The sequence below is a fragment of the Noviherbaspirillum sp. genome, assembly GCF_035254865.1.
Lineage (GTDB): Bacteria > Pseudomonadota > Gammaproteobacteria > Burkholderiales > Burkholderiaceae_D > Noviherbaspirillum.
In genome coordinates, this window is the sequence record NZ_DATFAF010000086.1 from 1 (window position 1) to 18,257 (window position 18,257).

The 18,257-nt window shown below is 59.7% G+C and carries 20 protein-coding genes and 1 pseudogene; 13 read left to right on the plus strand and 8 right to left on the minus strand.

What is annotated here, in order from left to right; translation table 11 throughout:
- The coding region (locus tag VJ651_RS21160; RefSeq protein WP_324109326.1) for a LysR family transcriptional regulator at positions 1-192 on the minus strand (192 nt) is incomplete at its 3' end.
- A gap of 98 nt (positions 193-290) precedes the next feature.
- Here VJ651_RS21160 and VJ651_RS21165 point away from each other — a divergent pair.
- The 6 genes and pseudogenes from VJ651_RS21165 (at position 291) to VJ651_RS21190 (ending at position 5,760) form a co-directional block, all read left to right on the plus strand.
- Positions 291-998: a histidine phosphatase family protein gene (locus tag VJ651_RS21165; RefSeq protein WP_324109327.1), complete on the plus strand. Its 708-nt coding sequence runs from the start codon at positions 291-293 to the stop codon at positions 996-998.
- 1 nt (position 999) lies between these two features.
- On the plus strand, positions 1,000-1,770 hold the full coding sequence (locus tag VJ651_RS21170) for an SDR family oxidoreductase (protein ID WP_324109328.1): 771 nt from the start codon (positions 1,000-1,002) through the stop codon (positions 1,768-1,770).
- A gap of 142 nt (positions 1,771-1,912) precedes the next feature.
- Positions 1,913-3,127, plus strand: coding sequence for an acyl-CoA dehydrogenase family protein (locus VJ651_RS21175; RefSeq protein WP_324109329.1), 1,215 nt, complete (start codon positions 1,913-1,915; stop codon positions 3,125-3,127).
- 84 nt (positions 3,128-3,211) lie between these two features.
- Positions 3,212-3,613 (plus strand): annotated as a pseudogene (locus VJ651_RS21180) (SDR family NAD(P)-dependent oxidoreductase); the annotation flags it as partial.
- Between the two features lie 91 nt (positions 3,614-3,704).
- Positions 3,705-3,977 (plus strand): SDR family oxidoreductase, encoded by a 273-nt coding sequence (locus VJ651_RS21185; protein ID WP_324109330.1) that lies wholly within the window; start codon positions 3,705-3,707, stop codon positions 3,975-3,977.
- A 67-nt stretch (positions 3,978-4,044) separates the two neighbouring features.
- Complete coding sequence (locus VJ651_RS21190) at positions 4,045-5,760, plus strand: long-chain fatty acid--CoA ligase (protein WP_324109331.1); 1,716 nt, start codon at positions 4,045-4,047, stop codon at positions 5,758-5,760.
- A 49-nt stretch (positions 5,761-5,809) separates the two neighbouring features.
- Here VJ651_RS21190 and VJ651_RS21195 read toward each other — a convergent pair whose 3' ends face one another.
- Positions 5,810-6,904: a hypothetical protein gene (locus VJ651_RS21195; protein WP_324109332.1), complete on the minus strand. Its 1,095-nt coding sequence runs from the start codon at positions 6,902-6,904 to the stop codon at positions 5,810-5,812.
- A 157-nt stretch (positions 6,905-7,061) separates the two neighbouring features.
- Here VJ651_RS21195 and VJ651_RS21200 point away from each other — a divergent pair, with 157 nt between their 5' ends.
- Positions 7,062-7,739 carry a response regulator transcription factor gene (locus VJ651_RS21200; RefSeq protein WP_324109333.1) on the plus strand — a complete coding sequence of 226 codons (678 nt, stop codon included), beginning with the start codon at positions 7,062-7,064 and terminating at the stop codon, positions 7,737-7,739.
- Complete coding sequence (locus tag VJ651_RS21205) at positions 7,736-9,172, plus strand: HAMP domain-containing sensor histidine kinase (protein ID WP_324109334.1); 1,437 nt, start codon at positions 7,736-7,738, stop codon at positions 9,170-9,172. The genes VJ651_RS21200 and VJ651_RS21205 overlap by 4 nt, the downstream gene beginning before the upstream one ends.
- 20 nt (positions 9,173-9,192) lie before the next feature.
- Here the strand turns inward: VJ651_RS21205 and VJ651_RS21210 are convergent, their stop codons facing one another.
- On the minus strand, positions 9,193-10,155 hold the full coding sequence (locus VJ651_RS21210; protein WP_324109335.1) for a LysR family transcriptional regulator: 963 nt from the start codon (positions 10,153-10,155) through the stop codon (positions 9,193-9,195).
- Between the two features lie 136 nt (positions 10,156-10,291).
- On the opposite strand from VJ651_RS21210, the gene VJ651_RS21215 reads away from it, so the two are divergent.
- Together VJ651_RS21215 and VJ651_RS21220 are read left to right on the plus strand one after the other, a co-directional pair.
- Entirely contained in the window at positions 10,292-11,086 is a 795-nt protein-coding gene (locus tag VJ651_RS21215; protein ID WP_324109336.1) for an HAD family hydrolase, read from the plus strand.
- Positions 11,087-11,259: 173 nt separating this feature from the next.
- Entirely contained in the window at positions 11,260-12,558 is a 1,299-nt protein-coding gene (locus VJ651_RS21220) for an NAD(P)/FAD-dependent oxidoreductase (protein WP_324109337.1), read from the plus strand.
- Here the strand turns inward: VJ651_RS21220 and VJ651_RS21225 are convergent.
- Positions 12,555-12,935, minus strand: coding sequence for a hypothetical protein (locus tag VJ651_RS21225; protein WP_324109338.1), 381 nt, complete (start codon positions 12,933-12,935; stop codon positions 12,555-12,557). The genes VJ651_RS21220 and VJ651_RS21225 overlap by 4 nt on opposite strands.
- A gap of 233 nt (positions 12,936-13,168) precedes the next feature.
- Here VJ651_RS21225 and VJ651_RS21230 point away from each other — a divergent pair, with 233 nt between their 5' ends.
- The gene (locus VJ651_RS21230) at positions 13,169-13,366 is read left to right on the plus strand and encodes a hypothetical protein (protein ID WP_324109339.1); all 198 of its coding nucleotides are present in this window, start codon (positions 13,169-13,171) and stop codon (positions 13,364-13,366) included.
- A 43-nt stretch (positions 13,367-13,409) separates the two neighbouring features.
- Here VJ651_RS21230 and VJ651_RS21235 read toward each other — a convergent pair whose 3' ends face one another.
- The 4 genes from VJ651_RS21235 to VJ651_RS21250 form a co-directional block, all read right to left on the minus strand.
- Positions 13,410-13,715, minus strand: coding sequence for a YciI-like protein (locus VJ651_RS21235; protein ID WP_324109340.1), 306 nt, complete (start codon positions 13,713-13,715; stop codon positions 13,410-13,412).
- 221 nt (positions 13,716-13,936) lie between these two features.
- A complete protein-coding gene (locus VJ651_RS21240) occupies positions 13,937-14,206 on the minus strand; it encodes a GlsB/YeaQ/YmgE family stress response membrane protein (RefSeq protein ID WP_040039440.1) in 270 nt (89 codons plus the stop codon).
- A gap of 214 nt (positions 14,207-14,420) precedes the next feature.
- A complete protein-coding gene (locus VJ651_RS21245; RefSeq protein ID WP_324109341.1) occupies positions 14,421-14,684 on the minus strand; it encodes a DUF2188 domain-containing protein in 264 nt (87 codons plus the stop codon).
- Positions 14,685-14,875: 191 nt separating this feature from the next.
- Positions 14,876-15,076 (minus strand): CsbD family protein, encoded by a 201-nt coding sequence (locus tag VJ651_RS21250; protein ID WP_324103150.1) that lies wholly within the window; start codon positions 15,074-15,076, stop codon positions 14,876-14,878.
- A gap of 506 nt (positions 15,077-15,582) precedes the next feature.
- Here VJ651_RS21250 and VJ651_RS21255 point away from each other — a divergent pair.
- Positions 15,583-15,915, plus strand: coding sequence for a hypothetical protein (locus VJ651_RS21255; protein WP_324109342.1), 333 nt, complete (start codon positions 15,583-15,585; stop codon positions 15,913-15,915).
- 585 nt (positions 15,916-16,500) lie between these two features.
- Positions 16,501-18,237, plus strand: a complete 1,737-nt coding sequence (locus tag VJ651_RS21260; RefSeq protein WP_324109343.1) for a methyl-accepting chemotaxis protein — start codon at positions 16,501-16,503, stop codon at positions 18,235-18,237.
- Positions 18,238-18,257 lie beyond the last annotated feature (20 nt).

Genomic DNA, 18,257 nt, shown 5'->3' on the forward strand with positions numbered 1-18,257 from the left:
GGGCGTCGACACCATCTTGTGGCCCTGACGGACGAACAGCGGGTCGTCGAACATCAGGCGCAGGCGACTCAGCGCATGGCTGATGGCAGGCTGCGTGAGGCTCAGTTTCTGGCTGGCACGGGTGACGCTGCCTTCGGTGTAGATGGCTTCAAAGACCGTAAACAGATTTAGATCGACGCGCGATATATGCATATCGTTTATGTGATTCGATAATAACTATTCATTTGATCGATTCTATACCTGGCGATATGCTTCCCACAACAGATAACGCATGAGAAGGCAAGCGTACGATGGGGCAAATCTACCTGGTTCGTCATGGACAAGCATCATTCGGCAGCAAGAACTACGACCAGTTGTCAGAGCTCGGTGCCGAGCAGGCGCGCCTGTTGGGTGAGTGGTTTGCCAATTCCCATCAGAAGTTCGATCGCGTTGTCACCGGCAGCCTGAAGCGTCACCGGCAGACTGCCGATGCCTGCCTGATGGCGCTGCCGAAGTCGCTGCGCGTTGAAACCGATTGGGAGCTGGATCCGGATTTCAATGAATACAACCATCATGAAGTGATGGTGCGCCATCGCCCCGACTTCGAAGACCCGGAGGCCGTCAAGCGCTTCCTTGCCTCAGGCCCGAGTGCGCGCCATGCCTTCCAGGAAATGTTCGAGGAAGCCATGACGCGCTGGATGTGCGGCGACTTCGATATCGACTATGACGAGCCGTGGCCGGCATTCAAGCAACGCTGCGTGAATGCGGTGCAGCGTCTGCTCGAAGGCGCCGACAAATCGCAAAGCATCATCGTTTTCACCTCCGGCGGAACGATTTCCGCCATTTGCCAGCATCTGCTCAAGCTGCCGGACCGGCAAATGGCCGAGATGAACTGGTCGCTGGTCAATTGCGGCGTCACCAAGCTGCTGTACCGTCCGGGTCGGGTCACGCTCAGCTACCTCAATAATTACTCCCACCTTGAATGGCTGGGCCAACCGAATACCATTACTTATCGCTAACATGACAAACGCAAACCTGTTCGACCTCAGCGGAAAAATCGCGCTCGTCACCGGCGCCAGTCGCGGCATCGGCGAATCGATCGCCAAGACCTTTGCCGCCTATGGCGCACATGTCATCGTTTCCAGCCGCAAGGCGGAAGCCTGCGAAACCGTGGTCGCCGCGATCCGCGAAGCCGGCGGATCAGCCGAAGCGATCGCCTGCCATATCGGCGAAATGGCGCAGATCGAAGCCATGTTCGCCGCCATCGAAAAGAAGCATGGCCGCCTGGACATCCTGGTCAACAACGCTGCGACCAATCCCTATTTCGGCCCGATCCTCGATACCGACCTGGGATCGTTCCAGAAGACCGTCGACGTCAATATCCGCGGCTATTTCTTCAGCTCGGCGATCGGCGCGAAGCTGATGGCCAGGAATGGCGGCGGCAGCATCATCAATGTCGCCTCGGTCAATGGTGTCATCCCAGGCGACATGCAAGGCATTTATTCGATCACGAAGGCGGCTGTCATTTCGATGACGCATGCGTTCGCGAAGGAGTGCGGCACCTCGAAAGTGCGGGTGAACGCATTGCTGCCGGGCGCGACCGACACCAAGTTCGCTTCCGCGCTGATGCACAACCCGGAAGTGCTCAACAAACTGCTGCCGCATGTGCCGATGCGCCGCATCGCGGCTCCGGACGAAATGGCGGGAGCGGTGCTGTACCTGGCGTCGGACGCGGCGAGCTATACCACCGGCACCTGCATCAATGTCGATGGCGGTTATCTGATCGGATAGGTTTAACGAAGGAAGAGAAGCAGGAGACAGCAAAAAGAAGATGGCGGCAGGGCGGGTTCGCCCGCCCTGCAAAGCCTGTCTCCTCAACAAGGATTGGCACTTAACTGTCCGTGCATGCATGCACAATTTCATGGAGCAACAAATGGACTTCGAATACAGCCCCAAAGTCAAGGAACTGCAAAAACGCCTGATCGCCTTCATGGATGAGCACATCTACCCGAACGAGGCGAATTTCTTCGGCGAGATTGAGCAAAACCGTGCCAAGGGCAATGCCTGGGTGCCCACGCGGATCATTGAAGAACTGAAGGAAAAAGCACGGGCGCAGGGCCTGTGGAACCTGTTCCTGCCGGAGTCCCATCGCGGCGCCGGCCTCACCAATCTCGAATATGCCCCCCTGTGCGAAATCATGGGCCGCGCCTTGTGGTCTGCCGAGGTATTCAACTGTTCCGCGCCGGACACCGGCAACATGGAAACGCTGGAACGCTATGCCAGCGAAGAATTGAAACAGCAATGGCTGGTGCCGCTGCTGGAAGGGAAGATTCGTTCCTGCTTCGCAATGACCGAGCCGGCGGTAGCGTCGTCGGATGCGACCAACATCGAATCGTCGATCGTGCGCGACGGGAACGAGTATGTGATCAATGGCCGCAAATGGTGGTCGTCGGGCGCCAATGATCCGCGCTGCAAGGTGTTCATCTTCATGGGCAAGACCGACCCGAGCGCGGAGAAGCACAAGCAGCAATCGATGATCGTGGTGCCGCGCGATACCCCCGGCGTGAAGATCGTTCGCAACCTGCCGGTGTTCGGTTACGACGACGCGCCGCACGGTCACGGTGAGGTGCATTTCGAAAATGTCCGTGTACCGGTAGCCAACATCCTGCTGGGCGAGGGCCGCGGTTTTGAAATCGCGCAGGGCCGCCTCGGGCCGGGCCGCATCCATCACTGCATGCGCCTCATCGGTTTGGCCGAGCGTGCGCTGGAAGACATGTGCCGTCGCAGCTTGAAGCGCGTCGCTTTCGGCAAGCCGATCGCCGAGCAGACCGTGACGCTGGAGCGCATCGCGAACGCCCGCATCCTGATCGATCAGGCGCGCTTCCTGGTGCTGAATGCGGCCTACATGATGGACACCGTGGGCAACAAGGTCGCCGCCAAGGAAATCGCGATGATCAAGGTGGCCGCGCCCAACATGGCTTGCCAAGTCATTGACTGGGCCATCCAGGCGCATGGCGGCGCCGGGGTGTCGAACGACTTCGGGCTGGCCTATTCCTACGCACAGGCACGCACGCTGCGCCTGGCGGACGGCCCGGACGAAGTGCACCGCAACCAGATCGGCAAGATGGAACTGCGCAAGTACAAGTAAGAAGAATGGGCGGCGCCCGATCGGTCGCGACGGCCGGTCTGTCGCCTGCCTGCAGGGTTGGGGACGAACGGAACAGACAGATCAATGAGCGGACAAAATTTTTCGGGCAAGTCGGTGCTGGTCACCGGTGGCGCAAGCGGCATCGGGCGCGCTGCGGCACTGGCCTTTGCGCGCGAGGGTGCGCGCGTGGCGGTATCGGACGTGGACGCAGCAGGCGGCGAACAGACGGCGAGCATGATCAATCAGGCCGGCGGCAATGCGATCTTCGTCCAATGTGACGTGTCGCAGGCGGCGCAGGTCGAAGCCTTGATCGACAAGATTGTGGCCAGCTTCGGTCGGCTCGACTGCGCGTTCAACAACGCCGGCATCGAAATCGAGCATGTGCGCCTGGCCGACACCGAGGAGGCAACCTTTGACAAGCTGATGAACGTCAACGTCAAGGGCGTGTGGCTGTGCATGAAGTACGAAATCCGCCAGATGCTCAGGCAAGGCGGTGGCGCCATCGTTAATACCGCCTCGGTGGCGGGATTGGTCGGCGCCCCCCCTGCAGCCGATTTATGCAGCGACCAAGCACGCGGTGGTCGGATTGACCAAGACCGCGGCCGCAGAATACGGGCGCGCCGGCATTCGCGTCAATACGGTGTGCCCGGGCATCATCCGCACGCCGATGATGGATCGTGCCATCGAGCGCGAGCCCAAGCGCGAAAAGATGATCCAGAAGGCGCATCCGATCGGGCGTCTCGGTGAAGCGGAGGAAATCGCCAATGCCGCGCTCTGGTTATGCTCTGATAGCGCGTCCTTCGTGACCGGCCATCAACTGGCGGTCGATGGAGGATTGACAGCGGTCTGATCGCTTCAGCGAAAGGATCGGGCGAGGGATGCGGTAGAACAAGAAACAGAAAAGAGGTTGTGCAAGCATGAAACGCGACATCAAGCATTTCCCCTGGATCAAATCCTATCCGCCCGGTGTGTACTGGGATGCGGAATTGCCGATCATGCCGGTGCAGCAATTGCTGGACGATGCAGTCGCGAAATGGCCCGACCGGCCGGCGCTCGATTTCATGGGCCGCAAGACGAGCTATCGCGAACTGGCCGTGCTGGTCGATCGCGCCGCAAAAGGACTGCAGCAGCTCGGGGTCAAACCCGGCGTGCATGTCGGGCTCTACCTGCCGAACACACCGCACTACGTCATCAGCTTTTTCGCGGTATTGAAGGCGGGCGGCGTCGTGGTCAATTACTCGCCGCTGGATGCGGAGAAAGTGCTGGCGCATAAGGTCGAGGATAGCGAAACCGACATCCTCATCACGCTTGATCTCGCCGTGCTTTATCCGCAACTGGCAAAGCTGCTGGGCAGTACGCGCGTGAAGAAGCTGGTGGTCGGCGATATCGCCGAAATGACCTCGCATCCGGAGGCGGTGCGAGCGCAGCTCCAGACGAGCGGCCAACTGGTCGAAGTACCGGTGAACGAGGAACATGTCCGCTTTGCGCAACTGCTCGACAACGATGGCAAGTATCAGCCATATCCCTTGAGCGATCTGAAGGAAGACGTCGCAGTATTGCAGTACACCGGCGGCACGACCGGACTGCCCAAGGGCGCGATGCTCACGCATGCCAACCTGACGACCGCCTGCAGCCAGATTTACGCGGTAGTGAGCGGCGAGCCGAAAGTGCTGAACGAGGGCCAGGAGCGGCTTCTCGCGGTGCTGCCGCCGTTCCACATCTATGCGCTGACGGTCAACATGCTGTTCGGCGTGCGCCTCGGCGCAGAACTCATCCTGCATACCCGCTTCGAACTGGATGCGGTGGTCAAGGATCTGGCGGAGAAAAAGGTCACCGTGTTCTGCGGTGTGCCGACCATGTACACCGCGATCATCAACTATCCCGACATCGGCAACTACGATCTCAGCTCCCTGAAATTCTGCAATTCCGGCGGCGCGCCATTGCCGATGGAAGTGAACCAGAGTTTCCAGCATCTGACCGGCTGTTGTCTGGTCGAGGGCTGGGGCATGACCGAGACCTCGCCGACCGGGACGTTCACACCTGTCTACGGCATGCAGAAAGTCGGTTCCTGCGGCATGCCGACGACCGGTGTCCTGCTCAAATTCGTCAGCGTTGACGACCCGTCGGTGGAAATGCCGCGCGGCGAACGCGGCGAGATGTGCATCAAGGGCGCGAACGTGATGAAGGGCTACTGGAAAAATCCGAAGGCAAGCGCCGAATCGATGACGCCGGACGGCTACTTTCGTACCGGCGATGTCGGCTACATGGACGAGGACGGCTTCGTGTACATCGTGGACCGCACCAAGGACATGATCCTTTGCAGCGGGTACAACGTGTATCCGCGCAATATCGAGGAAGCGATCTACGAACACCCTTCTGTCGCTGAAGTCAGCGTGATCGGCATCCTCGATTCCTACCGCGGACAGGCGCCGAAGGCATTCATCACGCTGAAGCAGGGCGCCGAGGCCTTTACGCTCGATGAACTGAAGGCCTTCCTGCGTCGCCGCCTCGGCAAGCACGAGATGGTGCAGGCGATGGAGATTCGTGCGCAGTTGCCGAAGACGCCGGTCGGCAAGCTGTCGAAGAAAGAACTGTACGACGAGGAAGCGAAAAGGCGCGAGGCACGCTCCTGAACCAGTTCAGCGAAGGTCGAGTATCTCCTCAACCTTCGCCGTCAGTCAGTCAGGAAGTCGCCTGCAGCGCGGCCAGAAAGGCCTTCCTGATCTGCCGCCCGCATCGCGCGGAGGCGCCGCCGGCGCCGGCCTCGAATCTGCTGTGCCGGGACAAAATGCCGTAGTACTTGCGGTCCGGCGAAATCCAGGGATAGAAACCGAACTTGCCGGGGCTGGAATAGGCATCGACCGTGCCATTGCCGGTTTCGGATTCGACCCAATGGTTGTAGGAGTATGACCATGGTTCGTCCTGCAAACCAGGCGGAGCATAGATCGCTTGATCCGGGCAGAGCGTAGCTTGGGTGCAGACCGCATCTTCGCCCAGGTGAGAACCGATCACCAATTGCTGACGCATCACTTTACGCAGGAATTGCGCGAAGTCGGATGCGCTGGCGATGAGTCCGCCGCCAGCCAGCGGGGCGAAGGTCGAGGTGCTGAAACCGGCACCCAATCCAAGTGTCGATTGATATTCCTGGTCCAGTTGTTTCGCGGTGAAGGTATACATGCCGAGGTCGATGGCGGCCAGCTTCTGATCATGTCCGCCGTTGTAATAGAAGCGGCCCTTCGTATTCGGATCGGGCAGGAGGGGATGTCCCCCGTTGCCCGCCTTGAAGCAGCCGCCGATGGTCAGCGAGCCGATGCAATCGTTTTCGTTGAAGTCGGTATAGCCGGACAGGAACCGCAGGCCATCATGCAGCGACGGGTTGTTACGGACTTCCTCAATGCCCTTTTTTTCAAGCACGTAGGCGCCGAACACGAATTTGGATGCCGATGCAATGTTGAACCGGGTCGAGGCGGTTACCGTGCCGCCTCCGCGCGTTCCCGAGGCCACGGGAAGCTCGCTGTCGGCATCGCCGATCTCCCAATAATAATCGCCCAGCTTCGCCGGATCGCAGAGCGCGTCAGTCGAGGCGGCATTTTCTGCGGCCTTGATTGCGCTTGCCATCCTGTTCGCGGGCGCTGTCGTGACCACCTCTGTCTTTGTCACTGCCACCGCGCTTGTCGTCGATGAGGTGTCGGCGCCGGAACCTCCGCCGCCGCATGCGCAGAGCAGCACGCTCGAAACGATTGACGTGCCGCACACGAGCCATAATGATTTCTGCATATTGTTTCCTTTGTCGGTAATTGACGGTCCGCAATTTGCGGTTGCCTGCATGCCCTCTGGTGTAATCTCTGTGGTGTACTTTATTTCGCAATTCTGTAATTTTTGTGGAAGATGGCCTTCGTCAAGCCGCTTCCCGATCCGACTTTCGAAACGCGCAATGAACCAACCCACCCTGGTCCTGCTTGTCGAAGACGATCCCTTGATTGCCAGGACCCTGTCCATGAGCCTGCGCTATGAGGGATTTGAGCTTTCTGTCGCGCCTACCGTACGCGACGCGGAGCGTTCGCTCGCGGGCGGACGGTTCGATCTGGTGATGCTCGATGTGGGTCTGCCGGATGGGAATGGAATCGATCTTTGCCGGCAGTTGCGCGCGCAGGACGAGAGCATTCCCATCCTGATGCTTTCGGCGCGGACCGATGAATCGACTGCCGCTGCTGGAATCGAAGGCGGCGCGGACGACTATGTCCGCAAACCCTATGGCGTGCGGGAATTGACGGCACGCATGAATCGCCTTCTGGCGCGCGGTCGCAGGCAACGGGATGCCGCCGGCTTTGGACCGGTCACCATTGACTCGCAGAGACGCGTCGCGACTGCCGCTGAAACGCCTCTGCAACTGGGAAAGAAGGAATTCGACATCCTGTCGCTGCTGGTCCGTGCGCAGGGCGACATCGTCACGCGTGAGCAGATGCTGGATATGCTCGACGATGGCGGCGCGATGTATGACCGTACTATCGATTCGCACCTGAGCCATCTTCGCAAGAAGCTCCGCGATGCGGGGGCGAGGGTGCGTATCGTTGCCGTGTACGGCGTTGGTTACCGGATCGAAAAAGAATGAATCGCTCGCTCTGGCTGCGGTTTCTTGCCATCAGCGTCGTGTTTGCGCTGCTGCTGAGCCTGCTCTATGCACGATTGATTCGCGAGATCGCCGGCGACGCAAGCGACGATGTCCAGCGCAGCATGTATCTGTTCATCGCCCGTCTCGTCGAGGAAGCGCCGTATCCGGCATCGATTCTCCGACTGGACAGCCTTCGTGCAGAATCGCCTTCGCTGGCGCTGGATGTGTGGGTCTTGTCCGCGAGCGGCCAGGTCCTGGCCAGCAATACCGCGGCTGCGCCTCCGCAAAAGCTTCTGGCACTCGGCAGGCCGGCGCGGGTGCATGATGTCCTGACGCGCGGACGCTTCTTCTCCAGCACGACGGCTTCGGCCATTGTGCGGCTCGACGCTCCGGAACCGACTTACCTCGTTGTGCGCAACGCCGGGCAATCCGGGCGGCACGTTTTCCTGACGCTTGGCATATTATTCGTTGTGTCGGTGATCGGCGCGATTTTCCTCGGGCTTTCACTCGTGCTGCTTTACCTGCGCGGCCGTTCGCGCGAAGTCAAGCAGGTCATCGCGCGCATCGAATCGGGTGATCTTGCTGCGCGATTCAAGGTCGACAGGCTCGATACCGTAGGCCGACTGATGCACGACTTCAACAGCATGGCTGACGAGATCGGGCGCCTGGTCGCACGGCTTCAGGACACCGAGCGGGCGCGGCGCGAGCTGCTGCAGGAACTGGGGCACGACCTGCGCACGCCGATGACTAGCCTGCGGACCGCGATCGAAACACTGGCCGCGCATGGCAACGCCATGTCAGATGCGGAGCGCCGTGAATTCTTCAATGTGGTGTCCAGCGAATTCAGCTACTTCAGGAAACTGGTTGACGACTTGTTTTTTATCGCGGAAATCGACGAGCCGCGCTATCGGAATGCGGCGGAGCTGATCGATGTCGATACGGTTGTCAACAACGAAATCCAGCTCATGCAAAGCAGCGGGCGCGGTGAATCGAATTCGGCTGGCGGCATTGATCTTGATGTCGCACTTGGCCAGAGAAAAACAGCATCGTGCGCGATCATTGGCGATGCTTACCTGATCGCGCGCCTGTTTCGCAACCTATTGGAAAACGCAATCAAACATGCACGCTCGACGGTGCGGGTGAGAACCAGGACACGGGCCGGTTTTGTCGAAATCCTTGTCGAGGACGACGGCCCGGGGATGAGCCCGGAGGCGATTGCAGCGTTCGGGCAACGCCGCAGCCAGCGCATCCTTGCGGGTAAGGGCGACTTGCGAGCATCGCTTGGACTGGGGTCGGTGATTATCAAGACCATCGTTTCTTTGCATGGAGGGCACATCATGCTCGAAAGCGAAAGGGCCGGGAACGCCCTGCAAGGCACGCGCATCACGATCGCTTTGCCGCTGGAAGAATCACGCTCGACGGCGGACGCATGAAGCTCGCGTAGCATCCGCTATCAGCGCGCCTTTTTGGCAGGTCGCAGTTTCGCCGTTTCACGAAGAAAGGCGCCGAGCTGGCGGCGCACGACTTCCTGCCCGTTTTCAATGACAAAGTCCTGGAATGCGGCGGCAACGGTGGGGATATGCTGGTCGCTGAGATGCATGACATACCAATCGGCTTCCACCGGGTTTTCCGCCATGGGGAGCATCTTCACCAGCCCGGCCTCGAACTCCAGCGTGCATGCATGCACCGAGAGGAATGCCACGCCCAGATTGGCGACAACCATGCGCTTGATTGCCTCATTGCTGGATAATTCCGAGCCGATGCGTAGCGGATAGCCGGACTCCTTGAACAGACGCTCGATGGTGGTGCGCGTGCCGGAGCCGCGCTCGCGCACGAGCAGGTTGGCGTCCATGATGTCGGCCAGCGATACCTGCTTCTTTTTCATCAGCGGGTGGTCCGGGCTCGCGATGAATGCCATGGGATGACGGGCGAAACGCGCGGCATTGGTGCGCAGTTCGCGTGGCGGTGTGCCCATGATCGCGAGGTCGATTTCATGCTTGCTCAGCATGCCTACGATTTCGTTGCGGTTTCCCACCTGCAGCTTGATGCGCACGTCGGGCCGTTCGGTGGTGAAGCGGACCAGCATCGGCGGCAACAGGTATTCCGCAGTGGTAATCGCACCGATGCGCAAGGTGCCGCTGATGACGCCCTTGAGCGCGGCCACCTCGTCCGTGGCTTCTTCCCACAGGCGCAGGATGCGCTCCGCAAATTCAACCATGACTTCGCCGGCGGCGGTCAGCTGGATGCCGCGTCCGACCTTGCGCGTCAAAGGGGTGCCGGCGGCTTCCTCCAGCATGCGCAATTGCAGCGAAACGGCAGGTTGGGTCACGTGCAATGCCTCCGCGGCGCGTGAAACGCTTTCATGGCGCGCCACCAGGAGCAAGGCCTGCAGCTGCTTGAAACTGGCGTGATGCATAAGTATTGCCTTATTAAATAACTAGAAAAATTAATTTTTCTTTTCAATAGCTTGCGCTTATATTAACAGTGAATTGATCAATACTGGCGCATCGCTTTCACGCTGCTTTGCGCATCACTTATTCGGGCGAATTGACATGGGAATCGAAGCACTCATCCTCGGGCTGGACGGCGTCATCCTGGAAACCGAGGCGGCGCATCTGGACGCATGCAACGAAGCCTTCGCGCGCTGCGGGCTGGGCTTGCGCTGGTCCCTGGCGCAACTGCGTCAGGCCAGCAGGGTATGGGGCGCGACCAATGCAGTCGCCGCCTTGATCGACAAGCTGGGCTTGCCGGTGGCGAGCAAGGAAGCGGTTCAGCTGATGCAGGAAAAGAACACGCTGTTTCGCGACATCGTGCTGGCGCGTCGAACCGAGCTGAATCCCGCGTGCGCCGCATTGATGGAGGACGCACTGCAGCACGGATGCAAGCTGGCAGTCGTCACCGACATGCCGGCACAAACGGCAACAACGCTGCTGGACCGCGCGTTCGGCAATGCGGTGACCAACATGTTTTCCGCCGTAGTCAGCGGCGCCGATTTGAACGGTTCAAGCGACAATGGTCCATGCCAGCTGGTATTGCGCACCGTGGGAATCGATGCGGAGGCCTGCATTGCCATCGATGCCGGCGCACCCGGCTTGCGCGCGGCGCAATGCGCGGGTATTTGGACGATGGCGATCGGGCCGTATGAAAAGGATATCGCGCGCATTTCCGGCGCGGACGTGTGGTGCCCGCAATGGCAGGAATTGCGTCACTGGATCAAGCCGGGAAACCCGGCCCAGACAGGCTGCGAGCCTTGCATCAACTTCGATTCCTTGCGTGCATTGCGCCGGGGACGCCGGGTGAATCCGGCCACTTTCAAGCTGGCGGCGCCGGTCCAGCTGGCCGCCTGACAGGCTGACCGAACGCCTGCTGCGCAATCCAATGCCGGGGCCGACGGTCCCCAGCTTTCCTATCACGCGTGCATGTTCCTCGCTTTGAGCAAGGCGGGCTCGCGACCGCTTTCAATTATTCATGACGCCCAAGTCGTCATGACCCGAATTTTCAATCAGTCTGGAGACGGGAAATGGAAACTATTGTCATCGTGGGAGGAGGCGCGGGCGGGCTTGAGCTTGCTACCCGTCTGGGCGACAGTGTCGGCAGGAGCGCGCGGGCCAGGATCGTTCTGGTGGACCGTTCGCCGACGCATTTCTGGAAACCGCTGCTGCATACCGTGGCGTCCGGCAAGCTTGATCCGCAAGTGCATCAGGTCGAATATTCCGCGCAGGCCGCGGAGCATGGCTTTCAGTTCATACACGGCGAAGTGCAGCGCGTCGACCGCGATACGCGCACCATCGAGATCGGTGCATACCATGCAGACGACGGCGCGCAAGTGCTGCCGCAGCGCAGCTTGCACTACGACAGGCTGGTGTTTGCCTGCGGCGCCATTACCAATTTCTTTGGCATTCCGGGTGCGGCCGAGCATTCGCTCACGCTCGACAGCGTGCGCGACGCGGAATTGTTCCGCCGGCGTTTTCTGGCAAGCTGCATGCAGGCCAGCAACCGCGGAATGGATGGCGCGCGTGCCAGCGTTAATATCGTGATCGTCGGCGGCGGTGCAACCGGTGTCGAATTGGCGGCGGAGTTGTGCCACACGGTGCGCACCCTGGCCCAATACAAGGTGCATTCGCTTGATCCGGCGCGGGATGTGCGCATACGCATCATCGAACGAGGCGACCGCTTGCTGCCGCAGCTCAACCCGCGGCTGTCGAAGAGGGCGGCAAGGTATTTGCGTGCGCTGGGCATCGAAGTGTGCACGTCGACGACGGTGGCGCGCGTCGAGGCCGATGCGGTGCATGACACGGCCGGTGTCCGGCATGCCTCCGATATCACGCTGTGGGCGGCTGGGGTGGAAGCGCCCGATCTCTGCTTGTCGCTCCGGCTGCCGGTCAACCGGCTGAAGCAGATCGCGGTGAGTCCCAGCTTGCAGACGGTTGGCGATCCGAAGGTGTTTGCGCTTGGCGACTGTTCCAGCTATGTGTGCCCGGTCAACGGCACGGCGCTGCCGCCACGCGCGCAGGTTGCGCACCAGCAGGCCGTGTTCCTGGCCGAGGTGCTGGCGCGGCAGCAGGACGGCATTCTGCCCGGCTTTCAGTATCGGGATTATGGTTCGCTGGTATCGCTCGGGCCGTTTGCCGCAGTGGGAGTCCTGATCGGTGGACTGAAGGGGCGCGAGATGCTGGTCGGAGGCTGGGCCGCGCGTATGCTGTACAGCCTGATGTACCAGAGCCATGTCATGGCACTGCATGGCTTCATCCGCATGGCGGCGCAGACGCTTGCGCACTGGATCCGCGCCAAGCTGACCCCGCCGGTCAAGCTCCATTAGCGTCCCGGCCTGCGGTCCTGGATTTCGGAAGCACCGAGGCGCCGCACGATATCGGCGGCGCGCGCCTGCTGTTCCTCGTCGGTGGCTTCGACGGTCAGCAGATAGTTGCAGTACTTTTCCGGCTTGGCGTAGTCGCGCGCGTAGGTCTGGTCGAAGCTGTCGTTGGGCGCGGTGGGGGATGCGGAAAACAAGCCGCTGATGCCGCCGCGCGTCGACGGTGCATTGCCTACCGAGAAATTGCTCCGCATCGCGCCCGCTTCGTCGTCCTGGGAAACGAGCTGCACGCAGTCGGCGCTGAAGCCGGCATCAAGCAATTGGTTTCGTGCGTTTTCGGCCTTCGAGAAGCTGTCGAATACCCGGATGAGTGTATGTGCCATGTCGATCTCCATTCTGCTGCCACCCCCTCGTGGTGGCCGGCCAATCCCCGTCAGACGGGCATGGGCAGTCAATGTGACCCAGGCAGAATGGATAAGTGCCTCGGACGATTCGCCCGTTTCGATCGGAGGCGCTGACGCACGGAAAGGATGTTTGCGGCAGATCAAGCTTGGCCGCCTTGAACGGCCTACACTTGCGCCAGATTTCTCTCCACATGAACAATTCTGGACGACGCATGACGACAAGACCGGACAACCTTTTTGAGGCGGCAAGTTACGACCTGAACAAGTTCAGGGAGCGGCGCATGGCCGAGAGACGAGCCACCCAGCGCGATACGCCGGACCGCCGAATGCAACATAACGCGGCACAGCCTCCAGGATCGCCCGACTGCCCTGCGGACGACGCCGGGCTGAAAAAGGACGACTCGGTTTGAGCAGGCCGGTGAGCCCGTCATGAGTGCCTGGCTGACGAATCGATCAGGCGTCCGGCTTGACCGGCGTCGTCGCGTCGTCGCCGACCACAGTCGTCCAGGGCCGTATCGTCCATCGCTTCACCAAGCCATGTTGCACATAAGGATCGGCCGCAGCGAATCGCTCGACCGCCTCCTTTGAGTCGCCTTTAAAGAGCAGCACTCCGGTGTCCACCGGATCGGCCAGTGCGCCGGCGAGGACCAGTTCGCCGCGTGCATGTGCCTGCCACGCGAGCTTCAAGTGCTCCGCACGGAACGCGCCTCGGCGTTCGAGATAATCGTCGCTGACTTCATAGAACAAGAAAAAGTGCATGCCATCGCTCCACGACTAGGTGATCAATCCAGGGGATTCATTGTAGACATCCGCGCGGATGATGGATACCGGCAAGGAGCTGTTGCAGCGCAGATGCGTGGCTGGTGACAAGCAGGCGGGAAATTTCAGGAGGGGAGCAGGTGTCGTAGTGCAGGACTCCAGCAGAGAGGAAGTCCTGCACTGTCGAATCGACACCCAACCAGGCTCATGCGGCCAATCCGTTAGCGCGGTGTGCCGCGACGCAGTAAATTGACGATGGCCAGCAGGACAACCGCGCCTAGGAACGATACCAGCAACGATGAAATGCTGAAGTCATTCTGATTGATGGTGCCGGTGCCGAATAGCGGAGCAAGCAGCCATCCGCCAAGCAGTGCGCCGACGATGCCGACCACAATGTTGAGCAACAAGCCTTGTTGCGCGTCCGTACGCATCACCAGGCTGGCTAGCCACCCGAGAATACCGCCGACGACGATCCAGATAATGAAATTCATATTTACCTCCTAAGTAAGTTGACAGACTGGCTATTTCATAGACATGGCAGCGTGTGGAATGGTTCATCCCCGACTTGTCTTCGCGATGTGCTGCGATTCGTCTCTCCAGCCCGAATGCCTGGGCCATGCTGCGTCGAGTAGTGCCGGAGCGAATGAGCCATTACACACATGAAGCCACCGGATCTACCCAATGCAAGGAACGTGCGCTGTGCGATCAACCATCGCCTGACCGGTTCGCTTCGTCTCTGGCGTCGCTGCCTTGTCCCGGTATCGGGAGCAGCGAGAAGCCATCCTCGTCTTCGACCAGAACGGTGGCGTTTTCCTTTGATTTCATCAATTCCGTGGCATACGCATAGGCATCCTCCTTATCATCAAATGACGCGAGTGGCTCTTCGAAGCCTTTTTCCGACACATCCCACTTGCCTTTGATGCCCGGCGAAACGCAGATCACCACGGTGTCCTTTTCATCGAATCCCATATTGCTGGTCCTTGTCGATGGGAGGCGGGTTGCGAACCCGTCAATCCTGATTGGCCGGATCGATGGAAGACCGGACGGTGTGCAATGCGTTGGACCTGCCAGTGCACAGGCAAGAATGCATGCATCTTCGGTTTGCTATGGAGTGAAGGAAAGCATCATGGCGCGCGCATCAGAGTCGATGCGTGCAGTGCTCAGTGCAGGGTGCGCTCGAATCCCTGGATTTGCTGCTCGGCCTCATCCTTGCCGATGCCGTACGCTTCCTGGATTTTTCCGACGAGCTGATCGCGCTGCCCGTTGATCATGTCCAGTTCATCGTCGGTCAGCTTGCCCCAGCGCTCTTTCAGCTTGCCTTTGAACTGCGTCCAGTTGCCTGCAACGGTATCCCAATTCATGACAATCTCCTTTCTCACAAGTAAAGAATGCGTCTTTGGTGCTGCGAGGGGGAGGTGCAAATCCTGTGCCCGTGACCGGGCGCTAAAAGATGGAGCTCACGACGTTTTGGCAATGCTTTCTTGTAAATGTTCCAAGCGGCTTTGAAAACAATACAGCGCGGTACAAAGAGCCGGAGTTGCGCAAAGTGAACGAAGCGGGAAGTTGATGAGCCGCAAATAAGAGCACACTATTGCTTTGCATGATAGATAGACAACATATCCGGCCAGACTCATCGTGCAAGCTGCCGGAAAAGGGAGCAAACGAGGGAGCAAAAAAGCTGCGGAAGAGCTTAAGTGAAGCTTGCTGCAGGCAAAAACACGGCTTGATTCGGCGGAAATCCTGCATCAATCAGGGCTATCGTAACAATTTGTGAACAATTTCTGATGCGGCGGGAAACTTAATTGAGGTCAAGGTGTCATTTGTTACACCTAAGTACGATGTTTTTTATATATTTCAGGAGCCAATCATGACCGAACACGCGCTATCCGGACAGGAAACTTATGATCCGAACCGATTGCTGGACACGCTGCTCGAGAAAATGAATTTGAAGAACGACGCAGCACTCTCGCGCATGCTCGAAGTCGCCCCGCCGGTCATCAGCAAGATCCGGCACCGGAGACTGCCGATCGGCGCATCCTTGCTGATCCGCATGCATGAGACCACCGGCATGAGCATTCGCGAACTGCGCGACTTGATGGGCGATCGCCGCACCAAGTACCGCCTGAGCGACGCCCAGGGCAAACCGAAGCCAGCCGAGGTTGCCCCGGCTGGCGGAGGTCAGCCTACGCACTTTCACTGAGGACCAGACTCCGTCCGGGTCGACATCCTGATACTCCGCGGGATGCTGGCTCGGATGCCGCCTGTGGCCGTTACTGGAAATGCGCTTCCGGATTCCTGCGCGGGCCCGGCGATCCTGTTTGTCTTGTCTGCGCGTGTGAAGCGGAAGCGCGTTTGCACGGATCCGGATGGATCGTAGCCGGTCAGGCCGGCCGCGCGTACCCTTTCTGCCCGTCCGACGCTGTTCTCGGCCCCCTTCCGCGCCATCCGCAGGCCGCCTATCCAGTTCGTTCTGCCGCTGGTGCCGCTCGTACCTCTGATGCCGCACCGGCGGAGCGCGTCTTCCATTCCTTCCGATGTTGACAAGGCCGGCGATGTCGTTCGCGTGCAACGACACATGCGGCGCCACCCCTGTGTAGGCCATCTCCTTGTAGTTCCACATCTATTTTTCCTGACTGGCGTCATGGATTTAATTGTTCGATGCTAATATTCTCTAGTTGATTGGAATCAATATTTTGCCTGGAAATACTTGGCTGATTTGATTTACAAGCGCGTCCCGAGCGTATGCAATTGACAGAAATATAAATCTCCCGCACGAAGGAGCAACATGCTCAGAAATCTCACGATCAAGTCACGCCTAATCTTTGTGGTCGCCTTTCTGTCTCTGAATTGCATCATTGGCGCAGCGATCGGTCTCTCCAGCCTCTACGTGGCCAATGAAGGTCTCAAGACCAATTTCAAGCAGCGTCTGGTTCCGATGGAGCAACTGGATGACATCGTCCGTTTGATCGATCGTAATCAGATTGCCATAGCGCAGGCCTTGACGGACGAGCCGACAGCCGTTGCCAAGGAAATGGATGCGGTAGACAAGCGCATTGCCGAGATCAATGCCCGATGGGAGAGCTTCCTCGCGGGTACGGCCAGCACCATGTCTCCCCAGGAAAAGGAACTCGCCGACAAATTCATTGCAACCCGCAGCAAGTTTGTCGCCGAGGGCTTGAAGCCGGCGGTGGCGGCGCTGCGCGCCAATGACGTGCAGGGGGCCGGCCGCGTCATGCGCGGCCCGATGAATGAATTGTTCCCTCCGGTATCCGAGGCCGCCAGCCGGCTGATGCAGTACCAGGAAGATACCGCGAAAAAGGAATACGAAAAGAACCAGACCATTTATTTCTGGGTGCGCGTGACTTGTATCAGCGGTATGGCATTCGCCGTCCTTCTTGCTACCGTGATTTGTATCTGGCTGGTGCGTGCCATCGCCAAGCCGCTGGCGGACGCGGTCAATGTCGCGCGCAGCGTTGCCGCGGGCGACTTGACCAGGCGCATCGAAGTCACGACCATCGATGAAACCGGCCAGCTGCTGCAGGCACTCAAGGAAATGAATGAAAGCCTGGTCAGGATTGTGAGCGAAGTGCGCGGCGGGACGGAAACCATCGCGACCGCGTCGAGCCAGATCGCTTCCGGCAATCTCGACCTGTCGGAGCGCACCGAGACGCAGGCGAGCGCGCTGGAAGAAACCGCATCCTCGATGGAGCAACTGACCGGCACGGTCAAGCAGAATGCCGACAGCGCCTACCAGGCCAACCAGCTCGCGATGTCGGCCTCCGAAGTCGCCGTCAAGGGCGGCGCAGTGGTCTCGCAGGTGGTCGATACCATGGGGTCGATCAACGAATCGGCCAAGAAGATTGCCGACATCATCGGCGTGATCGACGGTATTGCATTCCAGACTAATATTCTGGCGTTGAACGCCGCGGTGGAAGCGGCACGCGCGGGCGAACAGGGCAAGGGTTTTGCCGTGGTGGCGACCGAAGTGCGGCAGCTGGCGCAACGCTCGGCGGCGGCGGCGAAGGAAATCAAGGCTCTGATCGACGATTCTGTCGAGAAGGTCGGGGTAGGCGCCAAGCTGGTCGATCAGGCCGGCGCGACCATGCAGGAGATTGTCGACAGCGTCAAGCGCGTGACCGACATCATGAGCGAAATCTCGACCGCCAGCAAAGAGCAGACGGATGGCATTCAGCAGGTAAACAAGGCGATCGCGCAGATGGACGAAGGCACGCAGCAGAACGCGGCGCTGGTGGAAGAGGCGGCCGCTGCGGCCGAGTCCCTGCATGAGCAGGCAGACAATCTTGCGCATGTGGTGAGCGTGTTCAAGCTCGGCAACATGCAGGTAGCGCCGGCTGCGTCTGTGACACCGAGGGCTCCACAAAAGGCGGCGGAGAGCAGCGTGATTCCGCTTGCCAGGAAGAAGGCACTGCAAGCGCCCGCGAAAGCGGCGCCGGCCGCCAGCGGCACGAAGCGCATTGCCGGCCTGCGCTCCGGCGATGAAAGCGATTGGGAAGAGTTCTGATGCCGGCGTGACGCTACAAA

What these genes read in the sequence shown, in the direction of transcription:
- VJ651_RS21165 (WP_324109327.1), top strand. Translation starts at nt 291, where the DNA reads ATGGGGCAAATCTACCTGGTTCGTCATGGACAAGCATCATTCGGCAGC.
- VJ651_RS21170 (WP_324109328.1), top strand. Translation starts at nt 1,000, where the DNA reads ATGACAAACGCAAACCTGTTCGACCTCAGCGGAAAAATCGCGCTCGTC.
- VJ651_RS21175 (WP_324109329.1), top strand. Translation starts at nt 1,913, where the DNA reads ATGGACTTCGAATACAGCCCCAAAGTCAAGGAACTGCAAAAACGCCTG.
- VJ651_RS21190 (WP_324109331.1), top strand. Translation starts at nt 4,045, where the DNA reads ATGAAACGCGACATCAAGCATTTCCCCTGGATCAAATCCTATCCGCCC.
- VJ651_RS21195 (WP_324109332.1), bottom strand. Translation starts at nt 6,904, where the DNA reads ATGCAGAAATCATTATGGCTCGTGTGCGGCACGTCAATCGTTTCGAGC.
- VJ651_RS21200 (WP_324109333.1), top strand. Translation starts at nt 7,062, where the DNA reads ATGAACCAACCCACCCTGGTCCTGCTTGTCGAAGACGATCCCTTGATT.
- VJ651_RS21205 (WP_324109334.1), top strand. Translation starts at nt 7,736, where the DNA reads ATGAATCGCTCGCTCTGGCTGCGGTTTCTTGCCATCAGCGTCGTGTTT.
- VJ651_RS21210 (WP_324109335.1), bottom strand. Translation starts at nt 10,155, where the DNA reads ATGCATCACGCCAGTTTCAAGCAGCTGCAGGCCTTGCTCCTGGTGGCG.
- VJ651_RS21215 (WP_324109336.1), top strand. Translation starts at nt 10,292, where the DNA reads ATGGGAATCGAAGCACTCATCCTCGGGCTGGACGGCGTCATCCTGGAA.
- VJ651_RS21220 (WP_324109337.1), top strand. Translation starts at nt 11,260, where the DNA reads ATGGAAACTATTGTCATCGTGGGAGGAGGCGCGGGCGGGCTTGAGCTT.
- VJ651_RS21225 (WP_324109338.1), bottom strand. Translation starts at nt 12,935, where the DNA reads ATGGCACATACACTCATCCGGGTATTCGACAGCTTCTCGAAGGCCGAA.
- VJ651_RS21230 (WP_324109339.1), top strand. Translation starts at nt 13,169, where the DNA reads ATGACGACAAGACCGGACAACCTTTTTGAGGCGGCAAGTTACGACCTG.
- VJ651_RS21235 (WP_324109340.1), bottom strand. Translation starts at nt 13,715, where the DNA reads ATGCACTTTTTCTTGTTCTATGAAGTCAGCGACGATTATCTCGAACGC.
- VJ651_RS21240 (WP_040039440.1), bottom strand. Translation starts at nt 14,206, where the DNA reads ATGAATTTCATTATCTGGATCGTCGTCGGCGGTATTCTCGGGTGGCTA.
- VJ651_RS21245 (WP_324109341.1), bottom strand. Translation starts at nt 14,684, where the DNA reads ATGGGATTCGATGAAAAGGACACCGTGGTGATCTGCGTTTCGCCGGGC.
- VJ651_RS21250 (WP_324103150.1), bottom strand. Translation starts at nt 15,076, where the DNA reads ATGAATTGGGATACCGTTGCAGGCAACTGGACGCAGTTCAAAGGCAAG.
- VJ651_RS21255 (WP_324109342.1), top strand. Translation starts at nt 15,583, where the DNA reads ATGACCGAACACGCGCTATCCGGACAGGAAACTTATGATCCGAACCGA.
- VJ651_RS21260 (WP_324109343.1), top strand. Translation starts at nt 16,501, where the DNA reads ATGCTCAGAAATCTCACGATCAAGTCACGCCTAATCTTTGTGGTCGCC.